Genomic DNA, 14,389 nt, shown 5'->3' on the forward strand with positions numbered 1-14,389 from the left:
CAAGCCGGCTCCCACAGTGGGCGCGGTGCCTGCTGCGACGCAATACCCTTGTAGGAGCTGGCTTGCCAGCGATGAGGCCGGCAGGAACAACGCAACAACCACAGGCAACAACCCGAGCAATCAACGCGCGGCCCCTCTGGCGGCGCGCCGCTACATAAAAACAACAGCGAGGTGAAAGCATGTCTGGCAATCGTGGTGTGGTGTATCTCGGCAATGGCAAGGTCGAAGTACAGAAAATCGACTATCCGAAAATGCAGGACCCGCGCGGCAAGAAGATCGAGCACGGTGTCATCCTGCGCGTTGTTTCCACCAATATCTGCGGCTCCGACCAGCACATGGTCCGTGGTCGCACTACCGCCCAGGTCGGTCTGGTCCTGGGTCACGAGATCACCGGTGAAGTGGTCGAGAAGGGCAGCGACGTCGAGAACCTGAAGCTCGGCGACCTGGTGTCGGTACCGTTCAACGTTGCTTGCGGGCGCTGCCGCTCCTGCAAGGAACAGCACACCGGCGTCTGCCTGACCGTCAACCCGGCCCGCGCCGGCGGTGCCTACGGCTACGTCGACATGGGCGACTGGACCGGTGGCCAGGCCGAGTACGTGCTGGTGCCGTACGCCGACTTCAACCTGCTGAAACTGCCGGATCGCGACAAGGCCATGGAGAAGATCCGCGACCTGACCTGCCTCTCCGACATCCTGCCGACCGGCTATCACGGTGCTGTGACCGCCGGTGTCGGTCCGGGTAGCAGCGTGTATATCGCCGGTGCCGGTCCGGTCGGCCTGGCCGCCGCCGCCTCGGCGCGCCTGCTGGGTGCCGCCGTGGTGATCGTCGGTGACGTCAACCCGATCCGCCTGGCTCACGCCAAGGCCCAGGGTTTCGAAATCGCCGACCTGTCCAAGGACACCCCGCTGCACGAACAGATCGCTGCGTTGCTGGGCGAGCCGGAAGTGGACTGCGCCGTCGATGCCGTGGGCTTCGAAGCCCGTGGTCACGGTCATGAAGGCGTCAAGCACGAGGCTCCGGCCACCGTGCTGAACTCGCTGATGGGCGTGGTGCGGGTGGCGGGCAAGATCGGTATTCCGGGCCTGTACGTGACCGAAGACCCGGGTGCCGTGGACGCCGCCGCGAAAATCGGCAGCCTGAGCATCCGCTTCGGCCTCGGCTGGGCCAAGTCCCACAGCTTCCACACCGGCCAGACCCCGGTGATGAAGTACAACCGCCAGCTGATGCAGGCGATCATGTGGGATCGGATCAATATCGCCGAAATCGTTGGTGTGCAGGTCATCAGCCTGGATGACGCACCGAAGGGCTATGGCGAGTTCGATGCCGGCGTGCCGAAGAAATTCGTGATCGATCCGCACAAGCTGTTCAGTGCGGCGTAAGCAGCAAAGGGCAAGACGGAAAAAAGGGCGACTTCGGTCGCCCTTTTTTATGCCGCGGTCGTTATCCGGTTTCCGGGGGCCGGCGGCGTGCTCACATGTTCACGAGCGTGCAGCCGATACGTGCAATTCGCGCGGTTGCATGGACTTGTGGATGACGTCGTACCCGACATACACGTCCTCCCTCGGGTCGAAACCGGCGAAGGCATGGATGACGATGGGGGTGCTGCTGTCATAGGGCAGGGTATAGCCGTCGCCGTACAGGGTATCGGTCTCGGTATAGGTTCGCAGCTTGCAGCCCATCCTTGTTTTTGTGTACACGGGTTGGTCGATCCGGTAGTAACCGGCCGCGGTTTTCTCAAGGTCGGTCTTTTCGATCGAGCGCTGGTTGCAATCGTGAAACAGGCTGATCCGGGCGTTGATCCTGACTTCCAGGTCGTCTTCGTCCGGGCGTTTCTTCAGAAAGAAGACAAATTTCCTGAAGCCGTTTTCGAGGGGCTGGTGCTCTATGCAGGCAGTGGGGTCGACGTCCGTGAGGGCAGACAAGGTGTCGATGCCGGCCTCGATGATTGCGCTTGTTAACATATCCATATGCAAGCCTCTGGGTATTGAGTGAGTGATGTTGTCCTGCACAGGCATCCTCATCGATACGCACCAGGGGCGGGTAATACATAGTTATCCGATCAACCCGTGCCGACGCCTACTGCAAGAGCTGCCTGGCCTTTGCGCTGTCGACCCGCTGGCAGAACTCGGGATAGAAGCCCTGGGCGCTCGGGCCACGGCAATAGTCGCGTGCCTGGGCCAGGCTCGCGCTGCTGAACCTGAGCACGCGGGGGCTGCTGGCAAAGGTGGTGTAGCCGCCTGGCTGGGTCTTGAGGGCGTCGAAATCGACCATCGCGTAGGTCAGTTCCACGTCATTGGGGGCGATGATCTGCGCATTGATCGTCACCTGCGTGTACTGCTTGCCGCCCGGTGCGCCATTCACGGCCGCGATTGCCTGGCCAACCACACGCAGCAGGCGCGGCGGCCATGCCTCGTCACCCTCGGCCGCCTTGGCCGGCTGGTAGACAATATTCAGCGTTTCCCCGTAGCGCGTGACCTCGGTAAAGGCCGGGTCAGTACGTTTGATCCGGTGTTCGAGGGTCAGCCAGGCTTTTTCCTCGGCGCTGGTGTCGGCGGCCACTGGCGGATTGAGCGGGCCGCGCTGGCATTCGCTCACACCGAAGGCGATGGCCAGGCCCGCCAGGATAGTGACCAGGGCTGCTGCGCCGATCTTTACGTCCATGTGTACATTCTCCTGAAGGGACTGGCACTTTACGGCAACTGCGCGGGCAAGGGCAGCGGTGTTTGATGGGCCGTGATCGTTCCCGTGCCGACGATTCGTCGCCTTGACGTGGGAACGATCAAAGAGGACGGGCCGTGCTACTCCGACAGCGATAAGCCCCTTGGGTCTTGCAGTGTTCGGTCGGCTGTCATCGCCAGCAAGCCGGCTCCCACAGGGCGGTCAGGCCCGTAGTCGCCAGCCCAGTACATCCATCAGGTCGCAGCCGTCGCGCAGCAGGATCGCGGGGGCCTGGAGGATCTGCTGCAAGTCGATGTCATTGGCGTTATGCAGTTCGAGGCGGGCCAGGGATTCGAGCATCCGGGTGGCCGCCTGGATCCGCGCGGTGGCGTTGGCGTGAAGGACGTCGGTCGGACTCTGGGCGTCGATCAACAGGCTGGGGATCAGGCAGTCGATGGCGGTGAGCGGGGTGTACTTGTTCATGGGCAAAGTCTCAGTCTATTGGGTTTGAAACCGCCCGATTCGTCGCCAAACGAAGCGGGTGGCAGCTGTACGCAGGTTGGCGAACCGGAATAGACCAAGCCGGCAGACCCGAAGGTCTCCCGCGCACAGCCGCCATGGAGCGACTTTGCGGGTACGAAGGCACCTGCAAACAAGCGCAGGGCTTTCGCATGGTCTATAAACGAGTCGCCAAACCCGTATCGCCAATCAGGGCGACCGGCGGACTATAAGCCTCGGGCTTGCGCGGAAGCAAGGCGGGGAGGACGATCAAAAAGGCCAATATGGCAAAAATAGCCAGAATGGTGTCGTCTTGTTATAGTGAGCCTGTCTCCCCTTTCTGCGAGCACGCGCCATGATTGCCTTGCCTGATCTGCTTGATCTGCCCCGTCAGAACGCTTCCCAGGTGAAGAACAAGTGGGCGGATGTGGTTCGTCTGGTCCACCAGTCCGGCAGTGTCGCGGTGACCAACCACGCCACCGTGGAAATGGTCCTGTTGGACGCCGAGACCTATCAGCAACTGACTGCACAAGTGCAGGCCTACAAGGCGCGGGAGCAATCGGTGCTGGATGAGCTGACCCAGCGCTTCAATGCGCGGCTGGAGAGCCTGCAGCAACCCCAGGCTACGGCGGGGTTGCGTTCGTTGCTGGCGGCCAAGGGCAAGCTGGCCAAACGACCCAAAGCCGGTTCTACCTTCTGATGCCAGTGACGCCGGTCGTCGAACGTCCCTTTATTTTTGTCCTGGCCGGCGTCAATGGCGCTGGCAAGAGTTCGGTAGGCGGTGCGCTGCTCGCCGAGCATGGTCTGGACTGGTTCAATCCGGACAGCTTTGCCCGTGAGCTGATCGCTTCGACGGGGATCGAGCCGGCCCAGGCCAATGGCCTGGCCTGGGAACACGGTCGCAGCCAGTTGGAAAACGCCCTGCGTGAAGGCCGCAACTATGCGTTCGAAACCACGCTGGGTGGCAATACCATCGCCCTGATGCTCGCCCAGGCGGCGCAGAGCCACGAGGTGGTGGTGTTGTTCTGTGGTTTGTCCTCGCCGGAACAGCACCTGCAACGCGTGCACTTGCGGGTTTCCCGTGGCGGTCACGATATTGCGCAAAGCAAGATTCGCGAACGCTGGGTCAACTCACGGCTGAACCTGATTGCCCTGATGCCGTACCTGACCCACCTGCAAGTCTTTGACAACAGCACCGACGCCGCGCCCGGCGAGGAGATTCCGGACCCGCTGCTGGTGCTGGAAATGGTTGAGGGCCAGATGGTCTATCCCGATCCGCAGGATGCCCAGGCTCTGCAGGGAACGCCCGAGTGGGCGCGGCCAATTGTTCAAGCCGCCGTAGAGCTGCTTTCAGTTTGAGCCGCCACGCAGGATCAGCAGATCACAGCGCCGCCAGCGGCCCCGAGTAGAGTACCGGCCCGCTGGGTTGTCCGGTCGGAGAGCCGCCTTGTGGTTCCAGGCTGACCGCCAGCACCACCGAGGTGCCGAGCAGGGTCTTGTGGGCCTCGCTCAATTCAAGACGACCCTTGCCTTCCCGGGGCACCAGGCCGAGGGACACCGGCTTGCCATCCAGTGGAATCGCCCAGAGTTCCAGGCTGCGGTTGGCGTCCACCGCGGCCAGGGTCAATGGCTCGACTTGCAGGTAGCCGGCATGGGCCTCGATCCGCAGTGCCGGCTGTTGCGTGCCGCTGAGCAGGGTCGCGCTGGCGCTGATCGGGTCATGCCGGTAGAGCACGCCCAGGGCCACGATCACCACCAGTGAACAGATCGCCGCCGTGGCGCGCAGCCAGTTCCAGAACGGTCGCCTGGCCGGTATGTGCAACTGCTGCGGGTCGATGCGCGCGACGATGGCTTGCCAGACCCGGTCCGGCACCGGTTGCGGTGGTACGGATTCGGTCAGCGTGGCCAGGGTTTCCTGCCATTCGGCGACTTGCGCGCGCAGCCGCGCGTCGTCACGCATCAGGCTTTCGAAGCGACGACGACCGGCGGCGGACATCAGCCCGATCGCGTAGTCGGCCGCCAGGGCGCGGCGCAGGCGGGGGTTCTGGTAGTTCATGATTCAAGGCACCGGCGCAGGCGCTCCATGCCCCTGCGGATCCAGGATTTGACCGAGCCCAGCGGTGCGGCCAGTTGTTCGGCCAGTTCCGCGTACGACAGGCCGTGGAAGTAGGCGATGGTGATCGATTGGCGCTGCATGCCTTCGAGGCTGTCCAGGCAGCGGTTGAGTGCCGAGGCGTCACGGCTGCTGGTCAACTGGTCGTGGGCGCTGGGGGCGTCGTCGGGAAGTTCCTGTTCCCGGAACTCGCCCAGGCGTTCCTCGCGCTTCTTGCGCAACTGGTCGATGGCCAGGTTGCGGGTGATATTCACCATCCAGGTCATCGGTGCCGACAGATTGGCGTCGTAGCGAGAGGCGTTGTTCCAGATCCGCACGAAGCTTTCCTGCAGCACTTCTTCGGCCAGGTCGGGGCGGCCCATGCAGCGCAGGGCTATGCCGTGGAGACGCGGGGCGACGTTGCGATAAAGCGTCTCGAATGCGCGGCGGTTACCCAGTGAGCACTGGGCCAGCAGCTGCCTGAGTTGATCGGCGTCGGCGGTGGAAATGGGCATTCTCCAGACAATCACACTACGTTGAATGGACCGCGCGCGGTGCACCTTGCTGGCTGAGGTTAGTCCACGGCACGGGGTTATTCCATTCATTCATGCGGCTCGCAGAAGGGGCGTCCAGGGTTCCGGCCATTGGCCATCCGTGCCTGATATACGCAGGCGAGCCTGAATCGGATGCAATTGCGGTGGTGCGCGGCCCCTGGGGAACAAGCCGGGGTTTTCCGACTCCAACGAGCAGTGCCAGGCCCCTGTGCGAAGGGGTTTTCGATGACTCAAGAGGTGGTAGCGATGAAGATTTCACGCGGTGTTGTATTGGCTTCGCTCATGGCGTTCGCCGTCACGCCGGTGTTTGCGGCTTTCAGCCTGAGCGATGCGGCCAATGCGGTGTCGTCCATGCAGGGCGGCGACAAGAATGCCGCGGCACCGGCTAACGGGTTGCTCAGTTCCCTCGGTTCGCAGCTCCATGTCACGCCGGAGCAGGCCATCGGCGGGACCGGCGCGATGCTCGGGCTGGCGAAGAACAAACTCAGCGGCAACGATTATTCGCAACTGAGCCAGAGCGTGCCGGGGCTGGATCAATTGTCCGGTGGCGGCGCGCTGGCCGGGCTCGGTGGGTTGCTGGGCGGCAAGTCGGGCAGCACTGCCGACGTCGGCAGTGCCCTGGGCAACGTGAAGGATACCGGTGACCTGAACAATGCCTTTGGCGCCCTGGGCATGAACAGCAATATGGTCGGCCAGTTCGCCCCGATCATTCTCAAGTACCTGGGCGACCAGGGCGTGGGCGGGCCGCTGTTGCAGAGCCTGAGCGGGATCTGGGGCGCCGGCAGCTGAGGGCTCCGGCAGGCCGGCAGTGCCAGCGCGACTGAAAAACGCACCGGGAACCTGAAAAGGCCCGATGCGTTTTTGTCTGTGGCGGCGAAGGTCTGTTCAGTTCTGTCGTGCAGTGTGCTATTTGTCGCCGCCTGTTCATGGAGAGAGTGGCGCAAGCATGTTGGTCGATGCAGTGAAAATGTCGTTGCACCTGGATGCGGTCATGGGATTTGTCCTGTATCTGCTGGTGGCGCTGCTGGTCTTTGGGCTGTATGCCTGTCTCTATACCCGTCTGACACCCCACAAGGAATGGACGTTGATCCGCGAGGGCAACGTGGCCGCGGCAATCGCCTTGGGCGGCGCCCTGGTCGGTTTTGCGATTCCCGCGGCCAGCGCCATTGCCCATTCGGTCTCGCTGGTGGATTTCCTGGTCTGGGCGTTGATCGCGCTGGTGGCGCAATTGGCGGCGTTCGCCCTGGTCGCCTGGGTGATCCGCGGCCTGTCGACACGCATCGGCAACGGCGAGTCGGCGGCGGCGATCCTGGCGGCGGCCATCTCCATCAGCGTCGGCCTGCTCAATGCGGCCTGCATGACGCCTTCGGTCTGAGGGCGCCCGCGATGAAACGCAGTCAACGTGTGGGCCTGGTATTGCTGGGCAGCGTGCCCTTTGTGCTGGTGGCCTGCGATGGCGAGCAGGTCCTGACGCGCGACGTCAGCGAGACCGCTCGGTATGCCAACGAGCAGGCCTGTGTGGCCGCCGGTATCGCGGCGGATGTCTGTGCCGATGCGGCGGCGACGGCCCTGGAGCAGCATCGGGAGATCGCGCCGGTCTATGGCGACCAGACGGCCTGTGCCATTGATTTTTCCCTCGACAGTTGTGTCGCCGATCCGCAGCGTGCGCAGTTCAATCCGTTGATGGCCGGGTTCGCCCTGACCACCTTGCGCGCGGTGACGGTGCCGCCGGAGCAACCGGTGCCGGCGCAGAAACAGGACGAGCAAGCCGCGACTTCGAGCTATTGGTCGTCGGGGGGCAGCAGTGGTGGCGGCTATGGGGGTTCGAGCGGCGGTTCGGCAACGGCCAGCCATTCCAATGGCTGGGCCAGCCGGGTCTGGCGCTGGATCGGCCTGGGCACCGACCCCTATGCGCCGCGCTACTTCAGCGAGCCGCTGTACCAGGAGCGCGACGGGCGTGGTGGTTACCGCCTGAGCAGCCTCGACCAGCAGGTCAAGGCCGGCAAGACCTTCGCCCAGTCGCGTAATGCGCGTTTCCGGGTGGCGAGCCCGGCGCATTTCATCACCGGCTTCTATGACGGCTCGGCGCCACGGGCGGTCAGCCGCGGCGGTTTCGGCTCGTCCCATGGCAGCTGGGGTTCCTGATGCAGCGCATCCAGATGGCGCCACGTCCGGACTGGCGGGCCACCGCCGAACGCCTGGGCTTTCATTTCCACACCTTCGACGGCGAGCCCTATTGGGATGAGTCGGCGTACTACCGGTTCAGCCTGCGCCAGATCGAGGACGAGCTGGAAGAGCCGACGCGGCAACTGCATGAACTGTGCATGGCCCTGGTCGAACAGGTGGTGGACAGCGAGCAACTGCTCGACCGGCTGGCGATTCCCGAGGCCTATCGCGACCTGATCCGCGACTCCTGGCGCCAGGGCCACCCCCATCTCTATGGGCGGATGGACCTGTGCTACGACGGCCAGGGCCCGGCGAGACTGCTGGAAACCAATTACGACACGCCGACCTCGTTGTACGAGGCGAGCTTTTTCCAGTACGTCTGGCTGGAAGAACAGATGAAGCGCGGGCAACTGCCGGCCCGGGCCGATCAGTTCAACAGCATCGAGGACAAGTTGCTGCAGGCCTTTGTCGAGGGTGGCTTCCAGTCGCCGTTCCACTTTTCGTCGATCAGGGGCTCGCTGGAGGATCGCGGCACGGTCGAGTACCTGCGCGATATCGCCCGCCAGGCCGGACTCGGTACACGGCTGATCGATATCGAGGACATCGGGCTGGATCAGGCCGGGCGTTTTGTCGATGAGCTGGGCTCGCCGATCGCTACCCTGTTCAAGCTCTACCCCTGGGAAAACCTGTTCAGCGAAGCGTTCGGACCAGCCATCGAACACAGCCGGACGCTGTTCGTCGAGCCGCCGTGGAAGGCGATCCTGTCGAACAAGGGGGCCATGGCGCTGCTCTGGGAAATGAACCAGGGCCACCCGAACCTGCTGCCGACCTTTATCGACCCGGACCCCACCGCGCGACTGGGGGCGGGCTGGGTACGCAAGCCGTTCTTTTCCCGGGAGGGCGCCAATGTCGAGATCCACACGCCTGGTGGTGAACGGGTCAGCCAGCCGGGGCCTTATGAACGAGGGCCGTTTGTCCTCCAGCAGTTCCAGCCGCTGCCGTTGTTTGCCGGCAGCCACACGGTGCTGGGCAGTTGGGTGATCGGCGATCAGCCGGCCGGCATCGGCATCCGCGAGGACAATTCACTGATCACCAAGGACACCAGCCGCTTCCTGCCCCATGTGATCCTCGACTGAGGTTCAGTCGCGCTCGTTGCGCAGGGCGGCGATACGGCGGTCTTTCTCGCTCCAGAGCTGGTTGACCCAGTTCTGGATATGCTCGCGAAATGCCGGGTCGTTCTCGTAGTCGCCTTGCCACAGCGACGGGTCCATGGCGTGGGTCTGGAAGTCGATGATGACCTTGGGCACGTTGCCGCTGATCAGGTCCCAGAAGCCCGGAATACGCGCCTGCGGATAGACCACGGTGACATCGAGGATCGCGTCCAGCTGCTCGCCCATGGCCGCGAGGACGAAGGCCACGCCGCCGGCCTTGGGCTTTAGCAGGTGGGTAAAGGGCGAAGCCTGTTGCTGGCGCTTGGCCTCGCTGAACCGGGTGCCTTCCAGGTAGTTGACCACGGTGACCGGCTGGCGCTTGAACAGCTCGCAGGCGGCCTTGGTGATTTCCAGGTCCTGGCCCTTGAGTTCCGGGTGCTTGTCGAGGAAGGCCTTGGAGTAGCGCTTCATGAACGGGTAGTCCAGGGCCCACCAGGCCAGGCCGAGGAAGGGCACCCAGATCAGTTCCTTCTTGAGGAAGAACTTGAAGAAGGGCGTGTGCCGGTTGAGCGTCTGGATCAGCGCCGGGATATCGACCCAGGACTGATGGTTGCTGACCACCAGGTACGAGGTGTCGCCACGCAGGCCTTCGGCACCGCGGATATCCCAGCGGGTGGGAATGCACAGGGCAAAGATCAGCTTGTCGATCTCGGCCCAGGTCTCGGCAATCCACATCACCGCCCAACTGGCGTAGTCGCGAAAACGACCGGGCAGTACCAGCTTGAGCAGGGCAAAGACCATCAGCGGGCCGAACAGCACCAGCGTGTTGAGCAATAGCAGCAATGTGACGAAGCTGCCGGTGAGCAGGCGGCGCATACGGGAACTCTTTACAAACGTGAGGGCGCGCCATGATAAAGGTGGCGCGGCCGGACGCCAAATCCAGTGGCGGACACTTCCCCCTGTGGGAGCTGGCTTGCCAGCGATGAGGCTCTTGAACCCTGCGGCGCCCTTGCGGACGTCATCGCTGGCAAGCCAGCTCTGGCAAGGTGACGGGGCTGTTTCTGATTTGTTCATGAACCAACGCGGTCGGCGCGGTCTAAAATGCCGACCCATGTGCGTCCACTCAAAGGTACCGCCCCAGTGAAAGCTCTTCTTGCCCTGTTGCCCCTACTGGCCCTGCCCGCCCTGGCCGCCGAGCCGACCCTGTACGGGCGCTACGAATACATCCAGTTGCCGGAAATCGGCCAGACCTTCAAGGCCAAGATGGACACCGGTGCCCTGACCGCCTCGCTGTCGGCCAAGGATATCGAGCTGTTCAAGCGCGACGGCGAGGACTGGGTGCGCTTCCGCCTGGGCACCGCCGATGCCGACAACAAGGTCTATGAGCACAAGGTTTCGCGCATCAGCAAGATCAAGACCCGTACCGAGGAAGACGAGGACAGCGAGGTCGCCGACCCGAGCAAGCGCCCGGTGGTGGACCTGGAAATGTGCCTGGGCAACGTCAAGCGCACGGTGGAGGTCAACCTGACCAACCGCAGCAGCTTCAACTACCCGCTGCTGATCGGTGCCAAGGCCCTGCGCGAGTTCGGTGCGGCGGTGAATCCGGCGCGGCGTTATACCGCCGACAAACCCGACTGCTGATTGACGGGGCGACACGCGTCCGGCACCGTTGCGCCATTGATGCCAGTGCTCGGACGCCATGCCCCATATCCTGATTGTCGAAGACGAAGCGGCGATTGCCGATACCCTTGTGTATGCCTTGCAGGGCGAAGGGTTCACCACCACCTGGCTGAACCTGGGCGGCGCCGCGGTCGAACATCAGCGCGCCACGCCGGCCGACCTGCTGATTCTCGATATCGGCCTGCCGGATATCAGCGGCTTCGAGGTGTGCAAGCAACTGCGGCGCTTTACCGAAGTGCCGGTGATGTTCCTCAGTGCCCGTGACGGCGAGATCGACCGCGTGGTGGGCCTGGAGATCGGCGCCGACGACTATGTGGTCAAGCCCTTCAGCCCACGGGAAGTGGCGGCGCGGGTCCGGGCGATTCTCAAGCGCGTGGTGCCCCAGGCGTCGCCGGTGTTGCCCGGCGAGCGTTTCCTGGTCGATCACGAACGGGTGCAGATCAGTTATCGCGCCCAGGCCCTGAACCTGACCCGCCATGAATTCCGCCTGCTGGCCTGCCTGCTGGAGCAGCCCGAGCGGGTCTTCAGCCGCGAGCAGTTGCTCGATGCCGTCGGGGTGCCGGCGGATGCCGGTTATGAACGCAGCATCGATAGCCATATCAAGAGCCTGCGGGCCAAGCTGCGGGCGGTGGCCGCCGAGGCTGAGCCGATCCAGACCCACCGTGGCCTGGGCTACAGCTACAGTCCGGGGAACAGCTGATGCCGCTGGGGATCCGGATCTTCCTGATGTATTTCCTGTTCGTCGGTCTCACCGGCTATTTCGTGCTGAGCACGGTGATGAAGGAAATCCGTCCCGGCGTGCGCCAGTCCACGGAGGAAACCCTGGTGGACACCGCCAACCTGCTGGCGGAAATCCTCCACGACGACGTCAAGGCCGGCACACTCGGCCAGAGTCGCCTACCACAAGTGCTCAAGGCCTACGGTCAGCGCAAGCCGGGGGCGAAGATCTGGGGCCTGGCGAAGAACCAGGTCAATCACCGGATCTACGTGACCGACGCCAAGGGCATTGTCCTGCTCGATTCCGCCGAGCTGGCGGTGGGCCAGGACTACTCGCGCTGGAACGACGTCTACCTGACCTTGCGTGGCGAATACGGCGCCCGCTCGACCCGCTCCGAGGCGAACGATCCGAACTCCTCGGTGATGCATGTCGGCGCGCCGATTACCGATAACGGCCAGATCATCGGCGTGGTCACGGTAGCCAAGCCCAACAGTTCGTTGCAGCCCTATGTCGACCGCACCGAGCGCCGCCTGCTGTGGTGGGGCGCGGGGCTGATCGCCCTGGGCCTGTTGTTCGGTGCGTTGCTGTCCTGGTGGCTGAGCGCGGCATTGCGCCGTTTGACCGCCTACGCCCAGGCGGTGAGTGAAGGTCGCCGGGCCGAGCTGCCGCATTATCGCGGCGGGGAGATGGAGCAGTTGGCCAATGCCGTGGAACATATGCGCACGCAACTGGAAGGCAAGGCCTATGTCGAGCGTTATGTGCACACCCTGACCCATGAGCTGAAAAGCCCGCTGGCGGCGATTCGCGGCGCGGCGGAGTTGTTGCAGGGCGACATGCCGGCGACGCAGCAACAGCGCTTCGTCAGCAATATCGAGAGCGAAAGCGCACGCATGCAGCAACTGATCGAGCGGCTGCTGAACCTGGCCCTGGTGGAGCAGCGCCAGGTGCTCGAAGAACAGGTCGAGGTGCCGCTGGCGGCCCTCGTGGACGAAGTCGTGCAGGCCCAGGGGGCGCGTATCGAACGGGCCGGGCTGCGGATCGAACAGACGATCGCGGCGGGCATCCAGGTGTTCGGTGAACGTTTTCTGCTGCGCCAGGCCATCGGCAACCTGCTGGACAATGCCCTCGATTTCACCCCGGAGGGCGGGCTGATCCGCTTCACCGCCGAACAGCAGGGGCGGCAGACGTGCTTCACCCTGTTCAATCAGGCCGAGGCGATTCCCGACTACGCCTTGCCGCGCCTGAGCGAGCGTTTCTATTCGCTGCCGCGTCCGGGCAGCGGGCGCAAGAGTACCGGGCTGGGACTGAACTTTGTCGAGGAAGTGGTGAAGCTGCATGGCGGCGAGCTGCTGATCGGCAATGTCCCTGGCGGCGTCGAGGTGACGTTGCGTCTGCCCTGACTCTCCACGCAGTCTCCACACAGTCTCCATATTTCGCCCATCAAGGCTCCACACGGGCAGCACAGACTCTCTCCCATTCCAACAGGGAGAGAGACCCCATGAACCGTAGTCTGGCGATAAAATTCGGGGCGATTGCCCTACTGATGCTGTTGTTGCTGATTCCCCTGATGATGATCGACGGGATGATCGATGAGCGACAGGGCCTGCGTGACGGCGTCCTCGAGGACATCGCCCGCAGTTCCAGCTACAGCCAGCTGGTGAGCGGCCCGGTGATGGTCGTGCCGTATCGCCAGACGGTGCGTGAGTGGAAGACCAATGACAAGGGTGAGCGTTTCCAGCAGACCAGCGAAACCAGCGGGCGCCTGTACTTCCTGCCGGAGCGTTTCGAGCTCGATGGCAAGGTGCAGACCGAGCTGCGTGCGCGGGGTATCTATGAAGCGCGGCTGTTTCACGCCAGCAACCACATCAGCGGCACCTTCGCGTTGCCGGCGCAGTTGGGCATCAGCGAGGACTTCGCCGATTACCGCTTCGACGAGCCGTACCTGGCGGTGGGCATCAGCGATATCCGTGGCATCGAGAACGCGCTGACCCTGCAACTGGGCAATCAGCAACTGGAGTTCCTGCCAGGGACCCAGGTGAGCTGGCTGGGGGATGGCGTCCACGTGACCTTGCCGCGTGTCGACGGTCGCGAAGAAAAACGCCTGGATTTTGCCTTCGACCTGGCCTTGCAGGGCACCGGTCAATTGCAGGTGATGCCGGTGGGCAAGACCAGCAGCGTGCACCTGAGCGCCGATTGGCCGCATCCGAGTTTTATCGGCAACTACCTGCCTGCCCAGCGGGAAATCACCGATCAGGGGTTCAGCGCCAACTGGCAGACGTCGTTCTTCTCCACCAACCTGCATGAAGCGTTGAACCAGTGCCTGGAGACGACCAATTGCGAGGCGTTCAAGGCGCGCAGTTTCGGGGTGAGCTTTATCGAGCCGGTGGACCAGTACCTCAAGTCCGACCGGGCGATCAAATATGCCCTGCTGTTCATTGCCCTGACCTTCGCCGGCTTCTTTCTGTTCGAAGTGCTCAAGCGCCTGGCGGTGCACCCGATCCAGTACGCCCTGGTCGGCGCGGCGCTGGCGTTCTTCTACCTGCTGTTGCTGTCGCTGTCGGAACACCTGGGGTTCGGCCTGGCCTACCTGTTGTCAGCCGCTGCCTGTGTCGGCCTGATCGGTTTCTATGTCTGCCATGTGTTGCGCAGTCTGAGCCATGGCCTGGGCTTTGCCGCCGCCCTGGCCGCTTTGTATGGCCTGCTATTTGGGCTGCTGAGTGCCGAAGACTATGCGTTGCTGATGGGCTCGCTGCTGCTGTTCGGCCTGCTCGGGGTGTTCATGGTACTGACCCGCAAGCTCGACTGGTACGGCATCGGCCAGGCCAGGGCGGCCGGGGCGCTGCCCGCCGAGAGCGGGGTGGCCCATGAGTAG

17 protein-coding genes are annotated in these 14,389 nt (G+C 63.5%); 11 read left to right on the forward strand and 6 right to left on the reverse strand.

Going from position 1 to position 14,389, the window contains the following annotated elements; all coding sequences use genetic code 11:
* The first annotated feature begins 179 nt into the window (after window positions 1-179).
* On the forward strand, window positions 180-1,379 hold the full coding sequence (gene fdhA / locus ACL9RJ_RS28795; protein ID WP_017128768.1) for a formaldehyde dehydrogenase, glutathione-independent: 1,200 nt from the start codon (window positions 180-182) through the stop codon (window positions 1,377-1,379).
* A 99-nt stretch (window positions 1,380-1,478) separates the two neighbouring features.
* Here the strand turns inward: fdhA and ACL9RJ_RS28800 are convergent, their stop codons facing one another.
* From ACL9RJ_RS28800 to ACL9RJ_RS28810, 3 genes are all read right to left on the reverse strand, one after another.
* Entirely contained in the window at window positions 1,479-1,967 is a 489-nt protein-coding gene (locus ACL9RJ_RS28800) for an ecotin family protein (RefSeq protein WP_177084707.1), read from the reverse strand.
* A gap of 109 nt (window positions 1,968-2,076) precedes the next feature.
* Window positions 2,077-2,661, reverse strand: a complete 585-nt coding sequence (locus ACL9RJ_RS28805) for a hypothetical protein (protein ID WP_017128766.1) — start codon at window positions 2,659-2,661, stop codon at window positions 2,077-2,079.
* A gap of 219 nt (window positions 2,662-2,880) precedes the next feature.
* Window positions 2,881-3,141, reverse strand: a complete 261-nt coding sequence (locus ACL9RJ_RS28810) for a hypothetical protein (RefSeq protein WP_017128765.1) — start codon at window positions 3,139-3,141, stop codon at window positions 2,881-2,883.
* Window positions 3,142-3,511: 370 nt separating this feature from the next.
* Here ACL9RJ_RS28810 and ACL9RJ_RS28815 point away from each other — a divergent pair, with 370 nt between their 5' ends.
* Entirely contained in the window at window positions 3,512-3,856 is a 345-nt protein-coding gene (locus ACL9RJ_RS28815) for a prevent-host-death protein (RefSeq protein ID WP_422765877.1), read from the forward strand.
* Window positions 3,856-4,515 carry an AAA family ATPase gene (locus ACL9RJ_RS28820; protein ID WP_017128763.1) on the forward strand — a complete coding sequence of 220 codons (660 nt, stop codon included), beginning with the start codon at window positions 3,856-3,858 and terminating at the stop codon, window positions 4,513-4,515. The genes ACL9RJ_RS28815 and ACL9RJ_RS28820 overlap by 1 nt, the downstream gene beginning before the upstream one ends.
* A 22-nt stretch (window positions 4,516-4,537) precedes the next feature.
* On the opposite strand, the gene ACL9RJ_RS28825 is transcribed toward ACL9RJ_RS28820, so the two are convergent.
* Both ACL9RJ_RS28825 and ACL9RJ_RS28830 read right to left on the reverse strand, forming a co-directional pair.
* Window positions 4,538-5,212 carry an anti-sigma factor gene (locus tag ACL9RJ_RS28825; protein WP_017128762.1) on the reverse strand — a complete coding sequence of 225 codons (675 nt, stop codon included), beginning with the start codon at window positions 5,210-5,212 and terminating at the stop codon, window positions 4,538-4,540.
* Complete coding sequence (locus ACL9RJ_RS28830) at window positions 5,209-5,853, reverse strand: RNA polymerase sigma factor (RefSeq protein WP_042936660.1); 645 nt, start codon at window positions 5,851-5,853, stop codon at window positions 5,209-5,211. The genes ACL9RJ_RS28825 and ACL9RJ_RS28830 overlap by 4 nt, the downstream gene beginning before the upstream one ends.
* A 195-nt stretch (window positions 5,854-6,048) precedes the next feature.
* On the opposite strand from ACL9RJ_RS28830, the gene ACL9RJ_RS28835 reads away from it, so the two are divergent.
* The 4 genes from ACL9RJ_RS28835 (at window position 6,049) to ACL9RJ_RS28850 (ending at window position 9,104) form a co-directional block, all read left to right on the forward strand.
* Entirely contained in the window at window positions 6,049-6,591 is a 543-nt protein-coding gene (locus ACL9RJ_RS28835; protein WP_017128760.1) for a DUF2780 domain-containing protein, read from the forward strand.
* A 160-nt stretch (window positions 6,592-6,751) separates the two neighbouring features.
* A complete protein-coding gene (locus ACL9RJ_RS28840) occupies window positions 6,752-7,177 on the forward strand; it encodes a DUF350 domain-containing protein (protein ID WP_177084774.1) in 426 nt (141 codons plus the stop codon).
* Between the two features lie 11 nt (window positions 7,178-7,188).
* On the forward strand, window positions 7,189-7,947 hold the full coding sequence (locus ACL9RJ_RS28845) for a DUF1190 domain-containing protein (RefSeq protein ID WP_103032536.1): 759 nt from the start codon (window positions 7,189-7,191) through the stop codon (window positions 7,945-7,947).
* Entirely contained in the window at window positions 7,947-9,104 is a 1,158-nt protein-coding gene (locus ACL9RJ_RS28850; protein ID WP_103032535.1) for a glutathionylspermidine synthase family protein, read from the forward strand. The genes ACL9RJ_RS28845 and ACL9RJ_RS28850 overlap by 1 nt, the downstream gene beginning before the upstream one ends.
* A 3-nt stretch (window positions 9,105-9,107) precedes the next feature.
* Here ACL9RJ_RS28850 and ACL9RJ_RS28855 read toward each other — a convergent pair whose 3' ends face one another.
* Window positions 9,108-9,995 (reverse strand): acyltransferase, encoded by an 888-nt coding sequence (locus ACL9RJ_RS28855; RefSeq protein ID WP_017128756.1) that lies wholly within the window; start codon window positions 9,993-9,995, stop codon window positions 9,108-9,110.
* A 264-nt stretch (window positions 9,996-10,259) separates the two neighbouring features.
* On the opposite strand from ACL9RJ_RS28855, the gene ACL9RJ_RS28860 reads away from it, so the two are divergent.
* From ACL9RJ_RS28860 to creD, 4 genes are all read left to right on the forward strand, one after another.
* Window positions 10,260-10,760, forward strand: a complete 501-nt coding sequence (locus ACL9RJ_RS28860; RefSeq protein ID WP_042936670.1) for an ATP-dependent zinc protease — start codon at window positions 10,260-10,262, stop codon at window positions 10,758-10,760.
* Window positions 10,761-10,818: 58 nt separating this feature from the next.
* Window positions 10,819-11,499: a two-component system response regulator CreB gene (gene creB / locus ACL9RJ_RS28865; RefSeq protein ID WP_017128754.1), complete on the forward strand. Its 681-nt coding sequence runs from the start codon at window positions 10,819-10,821 to the stop codon at window positions 11,497-11,499.
* A complete protein-coding gene (creC, locus tag ACL9RJ_RS28870) occupies window positions 11,499-12,917 on the forward strand; it encodes a two-component system sensor histidine kinase CreC (protein ID WP_017128753.1) in 1,419 nt (472 codons plus the stop codon). Before creB ends, creC begins: the two co-directional genes overlap by 1 nt.
* 98 nt (window positions 12,918-13,015) lie before the next feature.
* Window positions 13,016-14,389, forward strand: a complete 1,374-nt coding sequence (gene creD, locus ACL9RJ_RS28875) for a cell envelope integrity protein CreD (protein ID WP_017128752.1) — start codon at window positions 13,016-13,018, stop codon at window positions 14,387-14,389.

The organism is Pseudomonas sp. Mn2068, from assembly GCF_049319725.1.
GTDB classification, from domain to species: domain Bacteria; phylum Pseudomonadota; class Gammaproteobacteria; order Pseudomonadales; family Pseudomonadaceae; genus Aquipseudomonas; species Aquipseudomonas gingeri.

What these genes read in the sequence shown, in the direction of transcription:
- fdhA (WP_017128768.1), top strand. Translation starts at nt 180, where the DNA reads ATGTCTGGCAATCGTGGTGTGGTGTATCTCGGCAATGGCAAGGTCGAA.
- ACL9RJ_RS28800 (WP_177084707.1), bottom strand. Translation starts at nt 1,967, where the DNA reads ATGGATATGTTAACAAGCGCAATCATCGAGGCCGGCATCGACACCTTG.
- ACL9RJ_RS28805 (WP_017128766.1), bottom strand. Translation starts at nt 2,661, where the DNA reads ATGGACGTAAAGATCGGCGCAGCAGCCCTGGTCACTATCCTGGCGGGC.
- ACL9RJ_RS28810 (WP_017128765.1), bottom strand. Translation starts at nt 3,141, where the DNA reads ATGAACAAGTACACCCCGCTCACCGCCATCGACTGCCTGATCCCCAGC.
- ACL9RJ_RS28815 (WP_422765877.1), top strand. Translation starts at nt 3,512, where the DNA reads ATGATTGCCTTGCCTGATCTGCTTGATCTGCCCCGTCAGAACGCTTCC.
- ACL9RJ_RS28820 (WP_017128763.1), top strand. Translation starts at nt 3,856, where the DNA reads ATGCCAGTGACGCCGGTCGTCGAACGTCCCTTTATTTTTGTCCTGGCC.
- ACL9RJ_RS28825 (WP_017128762.1), bottom strand. Translation starts at nt 5,212, where the DNA reads ATGAACTACCAGAACCCCCGCCTGCGCCGCGCCCTGGCGGCCGACTAC.
- ACL9RJ_RS28830 (WP_042936660.1), bottom strand. Translation starts at nt 5,853, where the DNA reads ATGAATGGAATAACCCCGTGCCGTGGACTAACCTCAGCCAGCAAGGTG.
- ACL9RJ_RS28835 (WP_017128760.1), top strand. Translation starts at nt 6,049, where the DNA reads ATGAAGATTTCACGCGGTGTTGTATTGGCTTCGCTCATGGCGTTCGCC.
- ACL9RJ_RS28845 (WP_103032536.1), top strand. Translation starts at nt 7,189, where the DNA reads ATGAAACGCAGTCAACGTGTGGGCCTGGTATTGCTGGGCAGCGTGCCC.
- ACL9RJ_RS28850 (WP_103032535.1), top strand. Translation starts at nt 7,947, where the DNA reads ATGCAGCGCATCCAGATGGCGCCACGTCCGGACTGGCGGGCCACCGCC.
- ACL9RJ_RS28855 (WP_017128756.1), bottom strand. Translation starts at nt 9,995, where the DNA reads ATGCGCCGCCTGCTCACCGGCAGCTTCGTCACATTGCTGCTATTGCTC.
- creB (WP_017128754.1), top strand. Translation starts at nt 10,819, where the DNA reads ATGCCCCATATCCTGATTGTCGAAGACGAAGCGGCGATTGCCGATACC.
- creC (WP_017128753.1), top strand. Translation starts at nt 11,499, where the DNA reads ATGCCGCTGGGGATCCGGATCTTCCTGATGTATTTCCTGTTCGTCGGT.
- creD (WP_017128752.1), top strand. Translation starts at nt 13,016, where the DNA reads ATGAACCGTAGTCTGGCGATAAAATTCGGGGCGATTGCCCTACTGATG.